15 protein-coding genes and 1 pseudogene are annotated in these 14,913 nt (G+C 49.5%); 4 read left to right on the forward strand and 12 right to left on the reverse strand.

Going from position 1 to position 14,913, the window contains the following annotated elements; translation table 11 throughout:
- Window positions 1–10: 10 nt before the first annotated feature.
- The gene (locus DES37_RS06300) at window positions 11–1,120 is read right to left on the reverse strand and encodes an NADH:flavin oxidoreductase (protein WP_110025238.1); all 1,110 of its coding nucleotides are present in this window, start codon (window positions 1,118–1,120) and stop codon (window positions 11–13) included.
- 120 nt (window positions 1,121–1,240) lie between these two features.
- A pseudogene (locus DES37_RS06305) lies at window positions 1,241–1,378 on the reverse strand (SDR family NAD(P)-dependent oxidoreductase); the annotation flags it as partial.
- Window positions 1,379–1,699: 321 nt separating this feature from the next.
- On the opposite strand from DES37_RS06305, the gene DES37_RS06310 reads away from it, so the two are divergent.
- From DES37_RS06310 to DES37_RS06320, 3 genes are all read left to right on the forward strand, one after another.
- The gene (locus tag DES37_RS06310) at window positions 1,700–2,278 is read left to right on the forward strand and encodes a TetR/AcrR family transcriptional regulator (protein WP_110025239.1); all 579 of its coding nucleotides are present in this window, start codon (window positions 1,700–1,702) and stop codon (window positions 2,276–2,278) included.
- Window positions 2,279–2,434: 156 nt separating this feature from the next.
- Entirely contained in the window at window positions 2,435–3,109 is a 675-nt protein-coding gene (locus DES37_RS06315) for a hypothetical protein (RefSeq protein WP_110025240.1), read from the forward strand.
- Window positions 3,102–3,800, forward strand: coding sequence for an RES family NAD+ phosphorylase (locus tag DES37_RS06320; protein ID WP_110025241.1), 699 nt, complete (start codon window positions 3,102–3,104; stop codon window positions 3,798–3,800). The genes DES37_RS06315 and DES37_RS06320 overlap by 8 nt, the downstream gene beginning before the upstream one ends.
- Before the next feature lie 442 nt (window positions 3,801–4,242).
- On the opposite strand, the gene DES37_RS06325 is transcribed toward DES37_RS06320, so the two are convergent.
- The 7 genes from DES37_RS06325 to DES37_RS06355 all read right to left on the reverse strand — a co-directional run bounded on the left by DES37_RS06325 (window position 4,243) and on the right by DES37_RS06355 (window position 10,807).
- A complete protein-coding gene (locus DES37_RS06325) occupies window positions 4,243–4,758 on the reverse strand; it encodes a GrpB family protein (RefSeq protein ID WP_110025242.1) in 516 nt (171 codons plus the stop codon).
- Window positions 4,759–4,785: 27 nt separating this feature from the next.
- Window positions 4,786–5,946, reverse strand: coding sequence for a glutathionylspermidine synthase family protein (locus DES37_RS06330; RefSeq protein ID WP_110025243.1), 1,161 nt, complete (start codon window positions 5,944–5,946; stop codon window positions 4,786–4,788).
- A gap of 2 nt (window positions 5,947–5,948) precedes the next feature.
- A complete protein-coding gene (locus DES37_RS06335) occupies window positions 5,949–6,593 on the reverse strand; it encodes a DUF1190 domain-containing protein (protein ID WP_036113305.1) in 645 nt (214 codons plus the stop codon).
- 9 nt (window positions 6,594–6,602) lie between these two features.
- Complete coding sequence (locus tag DES37_RS06340) at window positions 6,603–7,001, reverse strand: DUF350 domain-containing protein (protein ID WP_036113309.1); 399 nt, start codon at window positions 6,999–7,001, stop codon at window positions 6,603–6,605.
- Window positions 7,002–7,336: 335 nt separating this feature from the next.
- Window positions 7,337–8,098, reverse strand: coding sequence for a molybdate ABC transporter permease subunit (locus DES37_RS06345; protein ID WP_110025324.1), 762 nt, complete (start codon window positions 8,096–8,098; stop codon window positions 7,337–7,339).
- A 17-nt stretch (window positions 8,099–8,115) separates the two neighbouring features.
- Entirely contained in the window at window positions 8,116–9,042 is a 927-nt protein-coding gene (locus tag DES37_RS06350) for an extracellular solute-binding protein (protein ID WP_110025244.1), read from the reverse strand.
- Window positions 9,043–9,355: 313 nt separating this feature from the next.
- Window positions 9,356–10,807, reverse strand: coding sequence for a tagaturonate reductase (locus DES37_RS06355; protein ID WP_036113315.1), 1,452 nt, complete (start codon window positions 10,805–10,807; stop codon window positions 9,356–9,358).
- Between the two features lie 191 nt (window positions 10,808–10,998).
- Here DES37_RS06355 and DES37_RS06360 point away from each other — a divergent pair, with 191 nt between their 5' ends.
- Window positions 10,999–11,901 carry a GntR family transcriptional regulator gene (locus tag DES37_RS06360; protein WP_036113319.1) on the forward strand — a complete coding sequence of 301 codons (903 nt, stop codon included), beginning with the start codon at window positions 10,999–11,001 and terminating at the stop codon, window positions 11,899–11,901.
- A 112-nt stretch (window positions 11,902–12,013) separates the two neighbouring features.
- On the opposite strand, the gene DES37_RS06365 is transcribed toward DES37_RS06360, so the two are convergent.
- The 3 genes from DES37_RS06365 to glsB all read right to left on the reverse strand — a co-directional run bounded on the left by DES37_RS06365 (window position 12,014) and on the right by glsB (window position 14,897).
- A complete protein-coding gene (locus DES37_RS06365; protein ID WP_110025245.1) occupies window positions 12,014–13,435 on the reverse strand; it encodes a sensor domain-containing diguanylate cyclase in 1,422 nt (473 codons plus the stop codon).
- A 125-nt stretch (window positions 13,436–13,560) separates the two neighbouring features.
- The gene (locus tag DES37_RS06370) at window positions 13,561–13,953 is read right to left on the reverse strand and encodes a DUF4186 domain-containing protein (protein ID WP_051691474.1); all 393 of its coding nucleotides are present in this window, start codon (window positions 13,951–13,953) and stop codon (window positions 13,561–13,563) included.
- 17 nt (window positions 13,954–13,970) lie between these two features.
- On the reverse strand, window positions 13,971–14,897 hold the full coding sequence (glsB, locus tag DES37_RS06375; RefSeq protein WP_110025246.1) for a glutaminase B: 927 nt from the start codon (window positions 14,895–14,897) through the stop codon (window positions 13,971–13,973).
- Window positions 14,898–14,913: the final 16 nt, after the last annotated feature.

Below are 14,913 nucleotides of genomic sequence, written 5' to 3' on the forward strand. Positions count from 1 at the left end.
ACGCTGCGGCTTATTTCAGCGCAGCGAGGTCTTCAGCCCGGAAACCGAGCAGCTCGGCTGTACGGTTTGAACGCACTTTGTGCGCCCACTGTGGGTCTGACAGTAACGCACGCCCAACTGCTATTAAGTCAAACTCCCCGCGTTCCATTCGGGTGTACAGGTTATCCAGCCCGGCCGTTTCTGAGCCCTGGCCGCCAAAGGCACCAAAGAAATCACCAGACAGCCCCACCGAACCCACGCTGATAGTGGCTGCACCAGTGAGTTTTTTCGCCCAGCCTGCAAAGTTAAGCCCCTCGCTGCCATCAATTTCCGGGAATTCAGGCTCCCAGAACCGGCGTTGTGAGCAGTGCAGGATGTCTACACCAGCTTCAACCAGCGGAACCAGCCATTCCGTCATTTCCTGAGGCGTTTCAGCCAGACGCGCTGAATAGTCCTGCTGTTTCCACTGACTGACGCGAAGAATAAGCGGGAAGTCGGGGCCAACTGCTGCGCGCACCGCACGCACGATATCAGCCGCAAAGCGGGATCGCTCGGCAATGGTTTTACCGCCGAAGGCATCCGTGCGCAGGTTAGTACCCTGCCAGAAAAACTGGTCAATAAGGTAACCATGCGCGCCGTGCAGTTCCACAACGTCAAAACCCAGGCGCTTTGCGTCTGCCGCCGCGTGGGCAAAAGCGGCCACGGTATCGGCAATATCTTCTTCTGTCATGGCGACACCTCGCGGCTCGCCCGGACCAACCAGGCCTGAAGGGCTTTCAACTGGTGCCTCTGGCTCCCACTCTCCGCGGGCTCGTGTGGACCCAGTGTGCCAGATTTGTGGGCCAATTCTGCCGCCTGCCGCGTGTACGGCGTCTGCCACCTGCTTCCAGCCAGCCAAAGCCTGTTCGCCGTAGAAGAACGGGATGCCAGGCATGTTGCGTGACGCAGGGCGGTTGACCACAGTACCTTCGGTCAGGATCAGGCCCGCTTCGCCTTCCGCACGGCGGCGATAGTAACTGGCGTTAGGCTGCCCCGGAATACCTTCCGGCGCCATGCCACGGGTCATCGGTGCCATTACAATACGGTTTGGCAAAGTCAGGCCTTTCAGCGTGAAAGGGGAAAAGAGTACGTTATCGGACATCGGTACAATCCTTTTAAAGTTGTTTCACAACAGAGTTGTTATAACGGTATTGCCTGCAACGGCAATAAATTAATCACCATTATTCTTCAGGTAGCGGGAAGCCGGATGCTCGTGACGAAATTCAGCCAGCATCGCCTGCCGCGCTGTATCACGGGCAACCAGAATCAAATTGTGCCCTCTGCGGGCAAAGCGATCTGCATAGACTGCGCCAATACCCGCTGACGCCCCGGTTATCAGCACCGATGAATTCTCTGCCATCTCATGTTCCTCAGTTGCATTCACATTTTTTAAATGATGCATGCCATGTATAATAAATGTCAACCATCATTTATTTTAGTAAATGTGTATAATCTATGCATTACGCGCTAACGCCATTGAACCTTCGCCTGGCAGGTGGGTTAAACGGCTTGAGAATGTCTGCACAATTGATTACGGTACGCCGCACAACCAATTGCAGAGCTTCATGGAAACAGCACTGGCGCCGGATATATTTGCACCCGGTATTGCAGGTGCAAAAAGGTAACACTGTATTCACAGGCACTGAGGTGCCCGGATTGTTTGATTAATCATGGGGGATAAATGGGGCGGGTATCAAAAGAGCAGATGGAGCTCAATCGCGAAAACATTATTAAGACTTCAGCAGAACTGTTCCGAAAACATGGGCTGGACGGCGTCAGTGTCAATGACATCATGGCGGCGGTTGGCCTGACACACGGTGGGTTTTACGGCCATTTCAGTTCTAAAGATGAGCTTGAAGCCGTAGCCTGCCAGCGGGCTTTTGAAGAGTCTGGCGCTACATTCTCAGCAAGCGGCATTACCACGTTTGATGAGTTTGTGGATTACTACCTGTCTTCCGAACACAGAGACTGCGCAGGCAGCGGATGTGCTGTTACAGCCCTGGCATCGGATGTATTGCGTAAGTCGCCAGAAAAACCCGTGCGTGAAATTTACCGGGAAGGTGTCAAGAAGATGGCGTCACGGCTTGCCACTATTCAGGGGGCAGAACCGAATGCCAGGCCTTCTGACAAGCAACTTGCACAGCTGGCCATGCTGACTGGTGCACTGATATTGTCCCGGGCAACCGAAAGCGATGAGCTGTCTGAACGTTTTCTGCTGGCGACAAAAAAATATTTACACGAGCTGGAGCAACAAGAGTGAAGGGGACAATTGCCCATTTCACAGGCCTCAGCGGCAGTATGTAAATCTGTGGTAACGAGCCCTGGGTAGTAAAAGAAGCCAGTGAAGATGCCTGTGCAGGTTATCGTGGATATGTTATTATTAAATAATATTGATAACCCATACAGGAGAACATCCATGAGTGTCCGGAAAGAGCACCCTGGGGTTTCCACCCTGATTGGCACCCCAAAAGAAGTGAAAGTCAGTCTTGCCAAATCACAGGCTGAGCAAGTGCTGCTTATCACTGTTGATCATCAAAATCATATCGGAACACAGCACCTGTTTGAAAATTTGTCTAACGTGGCATCTTCCATGTATGGCTTATTTCAGCAGCACCAAAGCCGAGCCACTCTTGAACGCCTTGCTGAGGCTCTGGTGCCACCAACACCCGCACCACCACATATCATCAAAGAAGCAGCAATGCTGATCCAGGCACGCAAAGCTGTTCTGGAAAGTGGTGACTGGCTGAATGCTGCCGAGCTGGCGCACCTGGCACAATTGAGCACCGCGAACCCGAGTGCTCAGCCGAATAAATGGAAGAAAGCCGGGCGTATTTTCGCCATCCACCATAACGGTGTCGACTATTTCCCGGCCTGGGGTCTGGACAAAAACGAAGGTTTCCGTCCGCTGAAGGCTCTGGGTAAGGTAATTGAGGTGTTTGGTGGCCAAAAAGATGGCTGGGGTATGGCGTTCTGGTTTCTTTCTGCCAACAGCTTTTTAGGTGGAAAACGGCCTCAGGACATGCTGGCCACACAGCCAGATCGGGTAATCGATGCCGCTCAGGATGAAGTTCTGGGTGTCGCGCATGGCTAAACGCCCTGCAGGAACAAAGACAGCAGAGCAGGGTGAAGCCACCGAAAGCACGCCGCTTCCTGATTCTGGCCCGCTAAAAACAACAACGTATTTACTCAATAAAGGAACGGTGTTGTACCGGGTTCACCTTGAGCAGTATGCAGCAGACCAGTTTAACCCGGGCCTGCGGGGCAATGCGCGTTTCAGCCCAATAACAACTGCTCAGGGCGAACCTGTTCCTACCTTGTACGCTGGCGTGACCAGCGACTGTGCCATGATGGAAACAGTATTCCACGATGTCTCTTTTGCACCAGGACTCAAAACTTACGATAAAAACAAGCTCAACGGGCAGGTTCTCTCGGCACTTGAAGTCACTGAGAACCTGGAACTGCTTGATCTTGCCACAGTGCCGCTACGCAAGCTGGGTATCACCCGCAAAGAATTAATCGACACCGAAAAAGATAAATACCCGGTAACCCGCAAATGGGCCGAAAAGCTTTACCAGCAATGCACAAACGCACAAGGCCTGGCATGGATTTCAAGGCAGGATGACACAGCGCGTGCAATGATATTGTTTGGTGACAGAATAAAACCAGCATCGCTTTGCCAGGCTGGAGGCGCTAAGAGTCTGGTTAACGACGCAGTCACTTATGAAGAGGTGCTGAGCCTGGCAGCCCGGCTGGGTGTGTTGATAGTGCCGGGCTGTGACTGAAAGCCGGGACGAGATGTAACCAGGCTCTGTTAGCTCTTAGTCAGGTGTGAGTAGGTGGGTGTAGTTCACCCATGACTAAGTACCAATGTATGCACACAATCGAGAAATTCATACCGGCTGAAACGGCTAAAACCGGTGCATTACATTGCAAGAAGATGAGCAGGGTAACGGTATGATCAACCGTGGTATGTAGGCAGCTATGGACTAATATAGATAGTAAATATCATTTAACATAATATACATTATGCGCACCAAGATGTACTAGTGTGGAATCTGGCATTTCGCGGTTGTCATTGTCCTGGTCGTTGAATCTCTTAAACAGCGTTATCTGTACGTTTCATCACCCGGTTGCAATTGCAGCCTGTTATTACAAATGCTATCGAAACTCGACCTTCAGGATTTTACTCCCGGTAACCAGGCACCCGCAGACCTGTTACCCCGGCTACCATTTCCGGCACAACATTGCCAACTGCAGATGGTGTTCAATAAAGCCAGCTTTCAATTCACAGTAACGCTGACTATCGTTATTACATGCCTGCGCTGCTGCGTACTTCACGCTGGCATATTGCTCAGTTGCCTGCTGGTTGGTTAGCAGATAATCGCGGAATGCTACATGCTTTGTAATCTGCTCATCACCAGTAACAAACGCATGCACCTGGTGGCTGCGTTGTTCACCACCTTTAACAAAATACCGTCGACCGGCAATGCCGTTCTCGCCACGAGCAATATAGCCGGCTTGCTGCATTTGAGTATTACACGCATCCAGTTCAGCCAGGTTTGGCACCTCCAGTAAAATATCAACAACCGGTTTGGCAGCTAAACCCGGCACCGAAGTGCTCCCAATATGATGAATGGCTTTGGCTATTCCACCTGGCAATGCCTGCTGTAACAACTGGCTTTCTGCCGTGAACATTTCAGGCCACCGGGGATCATATGCCACAACAGTGATGGTTCTCATTGCCCGCCTTATGTTTAAATGTATGGCTCAACCAATATAATGTGGCACAAAGCGTGAGGTATCTTTAGTTATTAGTGAACTGTCTTCACGAATCCCTATGCCAGCAGCTTCGTCGTCGATTACCCAACTACCAATAAGCGTGTAGCTGTCACCGAAACGTGGCAATGGTTTAAATGACTGATAAATAACAGGTTCACTGCCATAATTGCCATCTGTTTGGGTAATAACATGCTGTTGGCTGTCTAATACCGTGATATTGCCACCTTCTCGAGAAAACAAAGGCTTGCGCACCACACTTTCACCTGGTGCAGAAAGGGATTTTTCACCATCAAACCAGGCGGGCAACAAATTGGGGTGATTTGGGTTAAAACGCCATAACAGAGGTAAAAGGCCTTTATTGCTGAGCACACTTTTCCATAATGGCTCATACCATTGCTGTCGTCGCTTACGCAATAAAGGACCGTTTTCATCTCGCATCATCCATTCCAGGGGATAAAGCTTGAATGCCCTGCGAATCACATGATCCTCAAGATCGGTTAGCTCCCCACCAATGCCCAGCCCGATATCCTCCATATACAGAAATTGTGTCTCCTGCCCTGCCTGCCTGGCGCAGTCCTCCAGGTACAGTACCGTGGTACGGTCCTCATTACTGCCTTCACAGCAGCAAAAATACAGCGGTTCTGGTGAACAGAGCTCCGCAAAACGAGCAATCAACCTTTCCTGAATGGAATTATACTGATCTGCATTACGCGGAATAATGCCGTTGTTGCGGGCATCTTCCAGCCACAGCCACTGAAAATAGGACGACTCATACAGTGAAGTTGGCGTATCGGCATTATATTCGAGTAACTTAACCGGGGCCTGTCCACACCAGACAAAATCCATCCGGCCATATAACGACGGGTCACGATGGTGCCAGCTTTGGGCGATTGCATCCCAGTAAAGCGGCGGGATAGCGAGTTGCTCCATCATCTGCTGGTCGTTGACCGCACGGTCAACCACATCAAGGCACATTTGGTGGAGTTCAGTGGTGGGTTGTTCTATTTGTTCTTCAATTTGGCGCAGCGTAAACCGGTAGGCACGGCGTTCATCCCAGTACATTTCATTATCGATAATATGAAAATCGAAACCGTGCTGGTGTGCGAGTTTATCCAGACCCGGCCGCACAGGTACATCGTGGCGTAACATCCCTATCCTCCCCAGTGCCCACCGTGGGCTGAGCGACCAAAGCCACCGCGAGACAAAGTTGCAACTTTGCGTGTATAAAATTTCATTCCGCGCCTCTCACTGTCAGCCCCGCGGCCAACATGCCAGGCAAAACTGCGATCAGCTGTTTTCCAGACAGGGCGTGATGCGTAAGTCCCCCCGCCACTGCTGTAGGTATGATCTTCATCTTTGTCCTTGCGAACATGCTTACTCAATAAGAAACCCGCCATTACTGGTGCCCAGCTGTAACTGGGGTAATCAAAACGGCACGTTTCAAACTGCTGCTGGCACTGATCAAGCGTCAGGTTACCAGGCACTTCGCCAACAAAAGATTTCTCCGCATTAAGCCAGGCATCAGTACAAACATCGAGTGTATTATTGTCTTTCATACAATCTTGTACTGTTGAATAAAATACGCCATCACCGTCATTATCCGATGACTCGGTATCGGTACATCCTTTCAAAACGAAAAAAGCCGCTCCGCCCATAATCGCTAATTTAAGGCATGTTCCTGCATAGGGGCTTTTCTTTTTTTCGAACGGATTCCCAGAACCACGAGTAGAACTAATTGCGTATTGACCTGGTGCGGTACCCTTGTTACTCAGTTTACTTTTTCTTTTCTTCGACATAAGTTGCTACTATTCAGTCATACAGGCCGCATTTAAAATTCCACCGGCCAATGCAGCTGCTCCCATAAACAGACCTGCCGCAGTATGGTTATTAGTTATTTTTTCACTTAATTCAGAGATATAGAGCCGGACACCTACGTAGACAAGCAACTGGACAATAAAGGCAACTACAGCCCAGAGCAAGTAATCTGGAATACTGACAGAATTGATAGCCGCACTGGCAAGCGGAATAATATATCCCAGAAGCACGCCGCTAAAAGCAAGCGATGCAGCCATATTTCCTTGTTTGATCAGCACCCACTCATTATGTGGAGTTATTTTAGAGTAAACATTTAAAAATAACACAACCAGAGCAGAACCGATGAAAAAATAAGCACAAAAAGCCAGTAGCGAGTCAATTACATGCATATATTATAGTCCTTTAATTATTTGATGAATCTTATCTCAGGCACTAATTCACATCAATAAAAACCACTCAGGGTAGCTTACCTCGGGTGAATAATCATGAGATTTACCTTAGATACATCTCAGAGTTCAAATAACAAAAAACCCGCCAGGGGCGGGTCAGAGTAAAGCTTAAACCACCTCAGGCAAAGGTGGAAACTATCAAGAAGAAAGTATAGGGCTTAGTCATCTTGTTTAATAATAAGCCCCACATTCAGAGTTGTGCAAGTAATGGCAAACAATTGTTATAAAACACTGCAAATAACAGTTTAAATGGAATTATAAACCGGAGATAACAATTATCTCACACCAGATACATTGCGTGCCCGTGAAAAGCAATATAAAGGCAATGGCAGAGTGAACAGCAACAGCAACCAGACCAGTGTGTAGACAGCATTGATCCCGTCATTTTGTAAGTTGATATACAGTTTTACCGGCATTCCCTGGGGGAAAAAGGCGAAAATCATCACAATACCAAACTCGCCCACTACCCTTACCCACGCCAGTGCCACTGCGCTGGCAAGGCCTTTACTTGCCATTGGTAAAGCTAAATGCCAGAACCGTTGCCACCGCCCCGCTCCCAGTGTTTGCCCGGCCTCTAAAATAGACTGAGGTACACCATAAAAAGCAGAGCGCGCAGCAATGATAAAATACGGCAACCCACCATAGACCTGAGCCAACACAAATGCCGCCGGGTTATTCACTAATGACATTCCCAAACGGCTAAGCGCTAAGCCCGGTATGCTGTAGGGGCCCCAGGCGGAAACCAGTAAAATGCCCATTGCCAGTGGTGGAGTTAGCAGCGGAACCAGCACAATTAACTCCGCAATTTTGGATACACGGCCACCTTCTTTTGCCAGCCACCAGGCAACTGGTGTACCGGCCAGAACAATAATCGCCATCGCCACCATACCCAGAGTCAGAGAAACGGTTATCGCATCGCCGTCGCCCCAGGCGAGATGAAACCCCATCCATGGTGTTTGCGTAACTAACGTAATAAATGGCACCAGCAATAAAGCCAGTGCCGGTACAGACAACCAAAAAACGCGATTACGTCGCATCGTTGTGCTTAAAAAAATCATTGAGCATAGAGCGCAGAACCCTTAGGTGAAGCATAGCCACTCTGTTTGAACAGTGACTGGCCTTGTTTACCCTGCATGAACTGCACAAACTTCTCACCTTCTTTCACACCATCCGGGGCATTTTTCAAAACAGCGGCGTAATAGACTAATGGTTGCGTATGCAACACTTTGTCCTGGCCCTTACTGTCTTTGATGGTGAAACTCACCTGGTCATACCATTTTGCAGCCATGTCCGGATTACTAAGGTTAATTTCATCTGGTAATGCCACATAAGGGAGTTTGGCGGAAATCACTTCGCTCTCGTAGCCTGCTGCCGCATCAACCTGGCCGCCTTCCAGCCGGGTTAATAACCCACCTTCTATATGAATTTGAGCCGGGTTTTGCACTCCGCCCATCACTTTTTCACCAAGACCAGGCTGGTGATAATATTTGTCGGCCAACAGCAAGGTGAACACGATGTTCTGGCCTTTCGGGTCACTGTCCGGGTCAGTACGCCCGAATTTCACGCCAGGCTCGGCCAGCACTTTTAACCATGAATCATCTTTACCACTGGCAGCAGCAAACTGGGATGCATACTGGCTGTGCGGGTTCCAGGCAATCACCATACTGGTGCTCGCTACGGGAACAGCGGTATCAATCAACCCGGCATCTTTCAGGATTTGCATTGGCCCGGGAGTGATGGAAACAAACACGTCTGCCTGCACTTTTTTACTCGCCAGTAAACGCGCCATGCCATAAGCGCCCTGTCCCTGCCCCTGATATTGCACATGGTTCTGTTGTGCAAACGCAGGCCCCAGTTTTTGGTCCATCACTTTGCCCATAGAACCTGCGTAAGTCACTTTGATATCGGACGATGCCATAGCAGAAGTGCTCACAATACAAAAACCAATTAATAAGGCCAGTGGCCGAAATGTTTTATTCATTATCCCCTCGCTATATATTTAATAACATAACGAATTATTCGCCTGTTAAGCACCAGGGACAAGAGAAAATGCATAGGTATTTATGATTTATTGAATATTTTTCTGAAAACCAGCCAGTTCAATTAACCATATTAAAAACAGGTTATTATGTTTTACCCGTTACTCTTCACAACACTGCAGAGCCTTGCTGCGGTGTTACTGCTCGGGGTTTTACTTATATCATTAAGTATGTTGTAACTATAGCATACCGAATAAAAAACCCCGGAACCAAGCCTGCCAGCACCGGGGTTGCATAAATCTTATGGTTACGCGATTAGCACAGTGGTTTTACCGCTGAACGCATACCCAGCTTCAGGATAGATTCCAGATTGGCGGTAACCTGGTCTGCAAGACCTGGAACTTTAGTTAAATCCTGCTCCCAGTGGTCACTGTCGGACAACACGGCGTCAACCAGGTGGCGAACGGTCACTTGTTTGTCACGCACACCGCCCCACAATTGTTGGTAGCGGTCGAGCCAGTGAGCATCATCCTGCAGCGGATAAGTTTCACCGTTACGCTCACCCTGGTAAAAAGCAATCAGCGCAGCCAGAGCGAATGTCAGGCGAGCCGGTAATTTGCCAGTAGTTGCCTGCCCCGCCAGCAGTTGCGGCAGAATACGGGTACGGAATTTAGTCATCCCGTTGAGAGCAATAGAGAGCAACTGGTGTTTGATGTACGGGTTACGGAAGCGGCCAACAACAGCGCGGGCAAAGGATTCCAGCTCATCCTGCGGCAAGTCCAGCACCGGAATAATTTCTTCGCGAATGGCGTTTTCAACAAAAGCGCAGATTTCACCATCAGACATGGCTTCACCCACGGTATTTAACCCGGCCTGGAATGCCACCGGCACCAGTGCGGTATGGGCACCGTTCAGAATAGCAACCTTACGTTCTTTATAAGGTTTAATGTTATCGACGATCAGCACATTGAGTGGCAACTGGTCGAGGCGTAACTCTTTGGCAAGCCATTGCGGGCCCTGGATAACGAACAGATAGAAGTGTTCAGCAGTATCCAGGAAACTGTCGTGGTAACCCAGTGATTCTTCAATTGCACTGGCTTCATCACGTGGATAACCGGTAACAATGCGGTCCACCAGCGTAGAGCAGAACGTATTGGATTCTTCCAGCCAGCGGCTGAATGCTGTGGGCAGGTTCCATGCAATGGCGTAACGCAATACCAGTTCGCGTAGTGCTTCACCGTTATAATCAATCAGTTCACAAGGGATAAGCACCCAGCCTTTATCCTGCGCACCATTGAAATGGCTGAAACGTTCAAACAACAGGCGGGTTAATTTAGCCGGGAAGCTGACAGCCGGTGCGTCTTCAAATTTATCCCCCTCATGCCAGGCAATTCCCGCTTCGGTGGTATTGGAGAAGACAAAACGGATATCCGGGTTATGAGCCAGTTTCAGGAACTCATCATAGTCCTGGTAAACGTTCAGCTCACGGTTTACTGAACGAATCAGGCGGGATTCACTCACTGCTTCACCGCGGTCATTCAGACCACGAATAATTGTGGTATACAGGCCATCCTGAGTGCTCAATGAAGGCGGGAAATTGCTGTCAATCGGCCGTACAATCACTACCCCGGCATTGAGGTCAGTTTTTTCGTTCAGCAGGTCAATTTGCCAGTCGATAAAAGCACGCAAAAAGTTACCTTCACCAAACTGGATGATACGGTCCGGGTAAGCGTTACCGGGAAAATCTTGACGATTAAGGGTTTTCACGATGTAGTCCTGTATTATGCAAACTATGGAGTCTGGTAAACCGGCTATAACCGGCTACGCTTTCTGTTGCACATCTCACCTGATCCGGCCTGAAATACCCTCTTCCTTTGTGTGGTAATGTGATTCAAATCACACTAAGTGGTTTTTAATTGGTATTTAATTGTTTTTTTCTTACTGAAACGATACTGCTCATGAGCCGGACGCAAAACCTGCGCCATAACGTCATTAATCAGTTCATTGAAAGCCTGGTTCGCGGGCATCTGGCATCGCCCTTACCTTCGCAAAACGCACTGGCTGACATGTTCAATATCAGTCGCACAACTGTGCGCCATATTCTGGAACACCTTGTGTTGCGCCAGGTTCTGGTAGTGGAGCAAGGGCAATATATTATTGCCCGCATGCCGCTGGAAGAAGATGGCTACCAGCAAACCCGGGTGCCCGCCGAAGCGCAGCAGCGTATATTTGAACGCACGTTCTACCACATGATTAACCAACGGCAGCTACGTGCCGGGGACCAATTCACTGAAGTTGAGCTGGCAAAACAGGCAGGTGTCAGCCCTATAGTTGTGCGTGAATTCTTGCTTAAATTCAGCCGTTATTCGCTGACAGAAAGTGAACGCCGGGGTACGTGGCGAATGAAAGTGTTTGATAAAGCCTGGGCAGAGCAGCTCTTTGAGTTGCGCGAAATGCTGGAAACCCACTCTTTGCAACGTTTCATGAATCTGCCAGCCGATAACCCCAGTTGGCTGCAGGCAAGAGATCTCCTGGCCCGCCACAGAACAATGCGTGGCACGATTGGGGATAATTACCGCATGTTTGCCGAACTGGACCGTGATTTCCACGCGCTGTTGCTCTCTGCAGCAAACAATATCTTTTTTAACCAGTCACTCGAGATTATTTCCGTTATTTTCCACTTCCACTACCAGTGGGACGAAAGTGATTTAAAACAACGGAATATTGTTGCGGTGGATGAGCATATGACAATTCTCAGCGCTATGATTTGTGGCGATGATTTAGCGGCATCACGGGCATTACGTAATCACCTGAATACCGCCAAAGTAAACATGATTGCATCGTTACAGCCGGTTAACTAAAGCGCGGTGTGCCACAAGCCAGGTGATATGAAAAGCCCACAAAAAGTGACAGTGTCACAACTTACCACGTCACAACTTGCTACGTCACAACCAGCTACCTGGCATCACAACATCAGGATGCAGCCCGGCTCATAACAGGAACATTTTGGGCACAAAGCTGATTACGCCCATGTTGTTTTGCCTGGTAAAGGTAGCGGTCGGCTTCTGTCATTTGCGCATTAAAGCAAGTTTCCAGCGATGCAGCAGCACAGGCAGTCCAGGATAAGCCAAGGCTCACCGTGATATGGTGAGTATGGTTTTTCCAGGCAAACTGGTGATGCTCCACCCGTTCCCGCACCTGGTGCCCCAGCACAATGGCCTCAGCATTGGACATCGCCGGGCACACAATCGCAAACTCTTCCCCACCCATACGGGCAAACCAGCCTTTATCGCCCACCACTTTGTTCACAACTGCGGCAAACTCAGCAAGGATCTTATCCCCACAATCATGCCCCCATGTGTCGTTGATATTTTTAAAGTGGTCGATATCCAGCAGCATCACCGCCAGTTGCCGGTTACTGGGAGCCATACAGTATGATTCGTTGCGCAGCTTCTCGTAAATCCCGGAGCGTGAGAGCACTTGTGTCAGATAATCATAATCCGCCCGGCGCGATGCCTTACGCACCAGCGCATTAATGGTTTCCACACTCACAGACACCATCAACGGGCATAATGCAATGGTGGCAATCCCCAGGCGCGCGGAGAACATCTGGTTGACATACAGCGGCGATGTCATATGGATTTCGATAATAGAATTCGCCACCAGCACAATTTCCGTCATCCCGGTTATCAGCGTAATCAGGCATACAAAAGGCAGTGGGTAGCGTGTGGCACACCAAATTAATGCAGGCAGCGGGAATGCCAGGCTTCCGGCACCACCAATACCCACTGAAGCCAACATACATACAATTACGCCAAGCAGCGGGTACAGGTTTTCCATGCGCAGATTGGGCCATTGCGGGCGGGCCATAGACAGCAGGCATGGCAAAATCAGCACCCCAGTGGAAAACTGTTCGCTGAACCAGTCTGCAAATAGCGGGTAAAACGCATGGCGATCGACAGGCATTGAACCTACCGCGCCAAATAAGGCACAGAGTGCCGCAGCAAAAATACAGTAATTAAACAGACTCAGGGCATGAACCGGCAGCGGCGAAGTCGTGGTCGCGCGCCGTTTTTCACGTTGTACCAGCACCGCCACCGTAATAATAAACACCATGTTGGAAAAGTTAATCAGCAGCGATGCGGTACCCCAGGACGTGGTTACACCGTCGTAAATTATCATTGCCGCATAGCACAGCGCGTAATAAAACGGATTATTCAGAAAAGGATAGCGAATAAAGACAGCCGCCAGCACCGCATTGAGTGGCCAGAAAAGCGATAACGCTTCCACCACTCGTAAACTGGCACCGAAAAAGTAAAATACTGTGGTGATAACAAAGAGAGAAACCGCGCTGATGAGCGGCTTTTCCCGGGAAAGAAACCGATTTTTCGCCATTATTTTACTTCGAATTAAGAACCCGTCTTTTACGGTTTTCACCGCCGCTATACAAATCAAAACAACTCGAATATAACCTAAATTTTAACAGTTTTATCCGATTTATTTTCGTTACATTACCATTGTTACTGCGTTTTTTTCTGGTTCACTGGTTCACCAGGTTCCTGAAGCATTTGTAAATGCAGCCAATAATAGATAACACCGACAATGTCGTGCTGTTGCTCTTCAGTCAGTGGAATTCCTGCCGGGATCCCGTACCACTTGGCCAGACACCCGCGGCAACAGGTCGCCGTGGCGTGCTGCGCGATAAAAACGGGATGCCCGCGCATTGGTGTTTGTTTACCGTCATTAGGAATACTGGCGGGAGCCAGCCTTTGCGCAATAAAATCTGCTGCGTGCTGGCACACAACCTCTGGTCCCTTTTTCAGACAATACTCACGTTCTTTCACACCCAACCGAAAACGGCTGCGAAACTGTGAACGCCCAAGGCGCTGAAAAAGTGACTCCATGGATTCCATTTTATTTATGCCATTGTTTAATATACAGAACGGCCCAGTGCTGCAATCAAATTTTCCAGCACCGCTGCCCCCGCCAGTGAATTACCAAAGTCATCCAGTTCCGGGCTCCATACAGCAATTGACATCTCATGAGGAACCACGGCAATGATGCCGCCACCAACGCCGGATTTCCCGGGGATCCCAACTCGCCAGGCAAATTCACCTGAACTTTGATACATGCCACTCGTTGCCATCAACGCATTAACCTGGCGCGTTTGTTGTGGTGTCAGAACCGGATAAGGCCAGGCGGGTGTACACCCCTGGCAGGCGAGAAACATAAATGTATCTGCCAGTTCCACACAGCTCATTTTCAGGGCGCAATAATGAAAATAGTTGTGCAGCACTGTCGTGACGTCATTATGAAAGTTGCCGAAGGATTTCATTAGCCAGGCAATAGCAGCGTTGCGGGCTGAATGTTCAAACTCAGAACGGGCTACACGCTCATCATAGGTGAGTGAAGGTACGCCAGAAAGCAGCCGAACCACTTCCAGCATGCGCTGACGCGGTGAACTGAGGCGTGTTTGCAGCATATCGCAAACCACCAGCGCACCGGCATTAATAAAGGGATTACGTGGTTTACCCTGTTCCAGCTCAAGCTGAACCAACGAGTTAAACGGCTGGCCCGAAGGATCTTTACCCACCCGGGACCAGATCTCGTCTTCATCGTAGCGTGTCATTGCCAGCACCAGGCTGAGCACTTTGGAAATCGACTGAATCGAAAAACGCTCACTGGCATCACCTGCCTGAAAGCGCTCTCCTTTAACTGTCGTGATGGCAATGCCCAGTTTATTCCCCGGAACTTCGGCCAGAGCGGGAATATAACTGGCAACTTTCCCTTTGCCGATTAAAGGCCTGGCAGCATCAAGTATTTGTGCCAGTAACTGATTATCCAAGTGTTGCGCCACGCCCGCCACCTCTGCC

The sequence above is a fragment of the Mangrovibacter plantisponsor genome (assembly GCF_003182475.1).
GTDB lineage: Bacteria > Pseudomonadota > Gammaproteobacteria > Enterobacterales > Enterobacteriaceae > Mangrovibacter > Mangrovibacter plantisponsor.

What these genes read in the sequence shown, in the direction of transcription:
- DES37_RS06300 (WP_110025238.1), bottom strand. Translation starts at nt 1,120, where the DNA reads ATGTCCGATAACGTACTCTTTTCCCCTTTCACGCTGAAAGGCCTGACT.
- DES37_RS06310 (WP_110025239.1), top strand. Translation starts at nt 1,700, where the DNA reads ATGGGGCGGGTATCAAAAGAGCAGATGGAGCTCAATCGCGAAAACATT.
- DES37_RS06315 (WP_110025240.1), top strand. Translation starts at nt 2,435, where the DNA reads ATGAGTGTCCGGAAAGAGCACCCTGGGGTTTCCACCCTGATTGGCACC.
- DES37_RS06320 (WP_110025241.1), top strand. Translation starts at nt 3,102, where the DNA reads ATGGCTAAACGCCCTGCAGGAACAAAGACAGCAGAGCAGGGTGAAGCC.
- DES37_RS06325 (WP_110025242.1), bottom strand. Translation starts at nt 4,758, where the DNA reads ATGAGAACCATCACTGTTGTGGCATATGATCCCCGGTGGCCTGAAATG.
- DES37_RS06330 (WP_110025243.1), bottom strand. Translation starts at nt 5,946, where the DNA reads ATGTTACGCCACGATGTACCTGTGCGGCCGGGTCTGGATAAACTCGCA.
- DES37_RS06335 (WP_036113305.1), bottom strand. Translation starts at nt 6,593, where the DNA reads ATGTCGAAGAAAAGAAAAAGTAAACTGAGTAACAAGGGTACCGCACCA.
- DES37_RS06340 (WP_036113309.1), bottom strand. Translation starts at nt 7,001, where the DNA reads ATGCATGTAATTGACTCGCTACTGGCTTTTTGTGCTTATTTTTTCATC.
- DES37_RS06345 (WP_110025324.1), bottom strand. Translation starts at nt 8,098, where the DNA reads ATGCGACGTAATCGCGTTTTTTGGTTGTCTGTACCGGCACTGGCTTTA.
- DES37_RS06350 (WP_110025244.1), bottom strand. Translation starts at nt 9,042, where the DNA reads ATGAATAAAACATTTCGGCCACTGGCCTTATTAATTGGTTTTTGTATT.
- DES37_RS06360 (WP_036113319.1), top strand. Translation starts at nt 10,999, where the DNA reads ATGAGCCGGACGCAAAACCTGCGCCATAACGTCATTAATCAGTTCATT.
- DES37_RS06365 (WP_110025245.1), bottom strand. Translation starts at nt 13,435, where the DNA reads ATGGCGAAAAATCGGTTTCTTTCCCGGGAAAAGCCGCTCATCAGCGCG.
- DES37_RS06370 (WP_051691474.1), bottom strand. Translation starts at nt 13,953, where the DNA reads ATGGAATCCATGGAGTCACTTTTTCAGCGCCTTGGGCGTTCACAGTTT.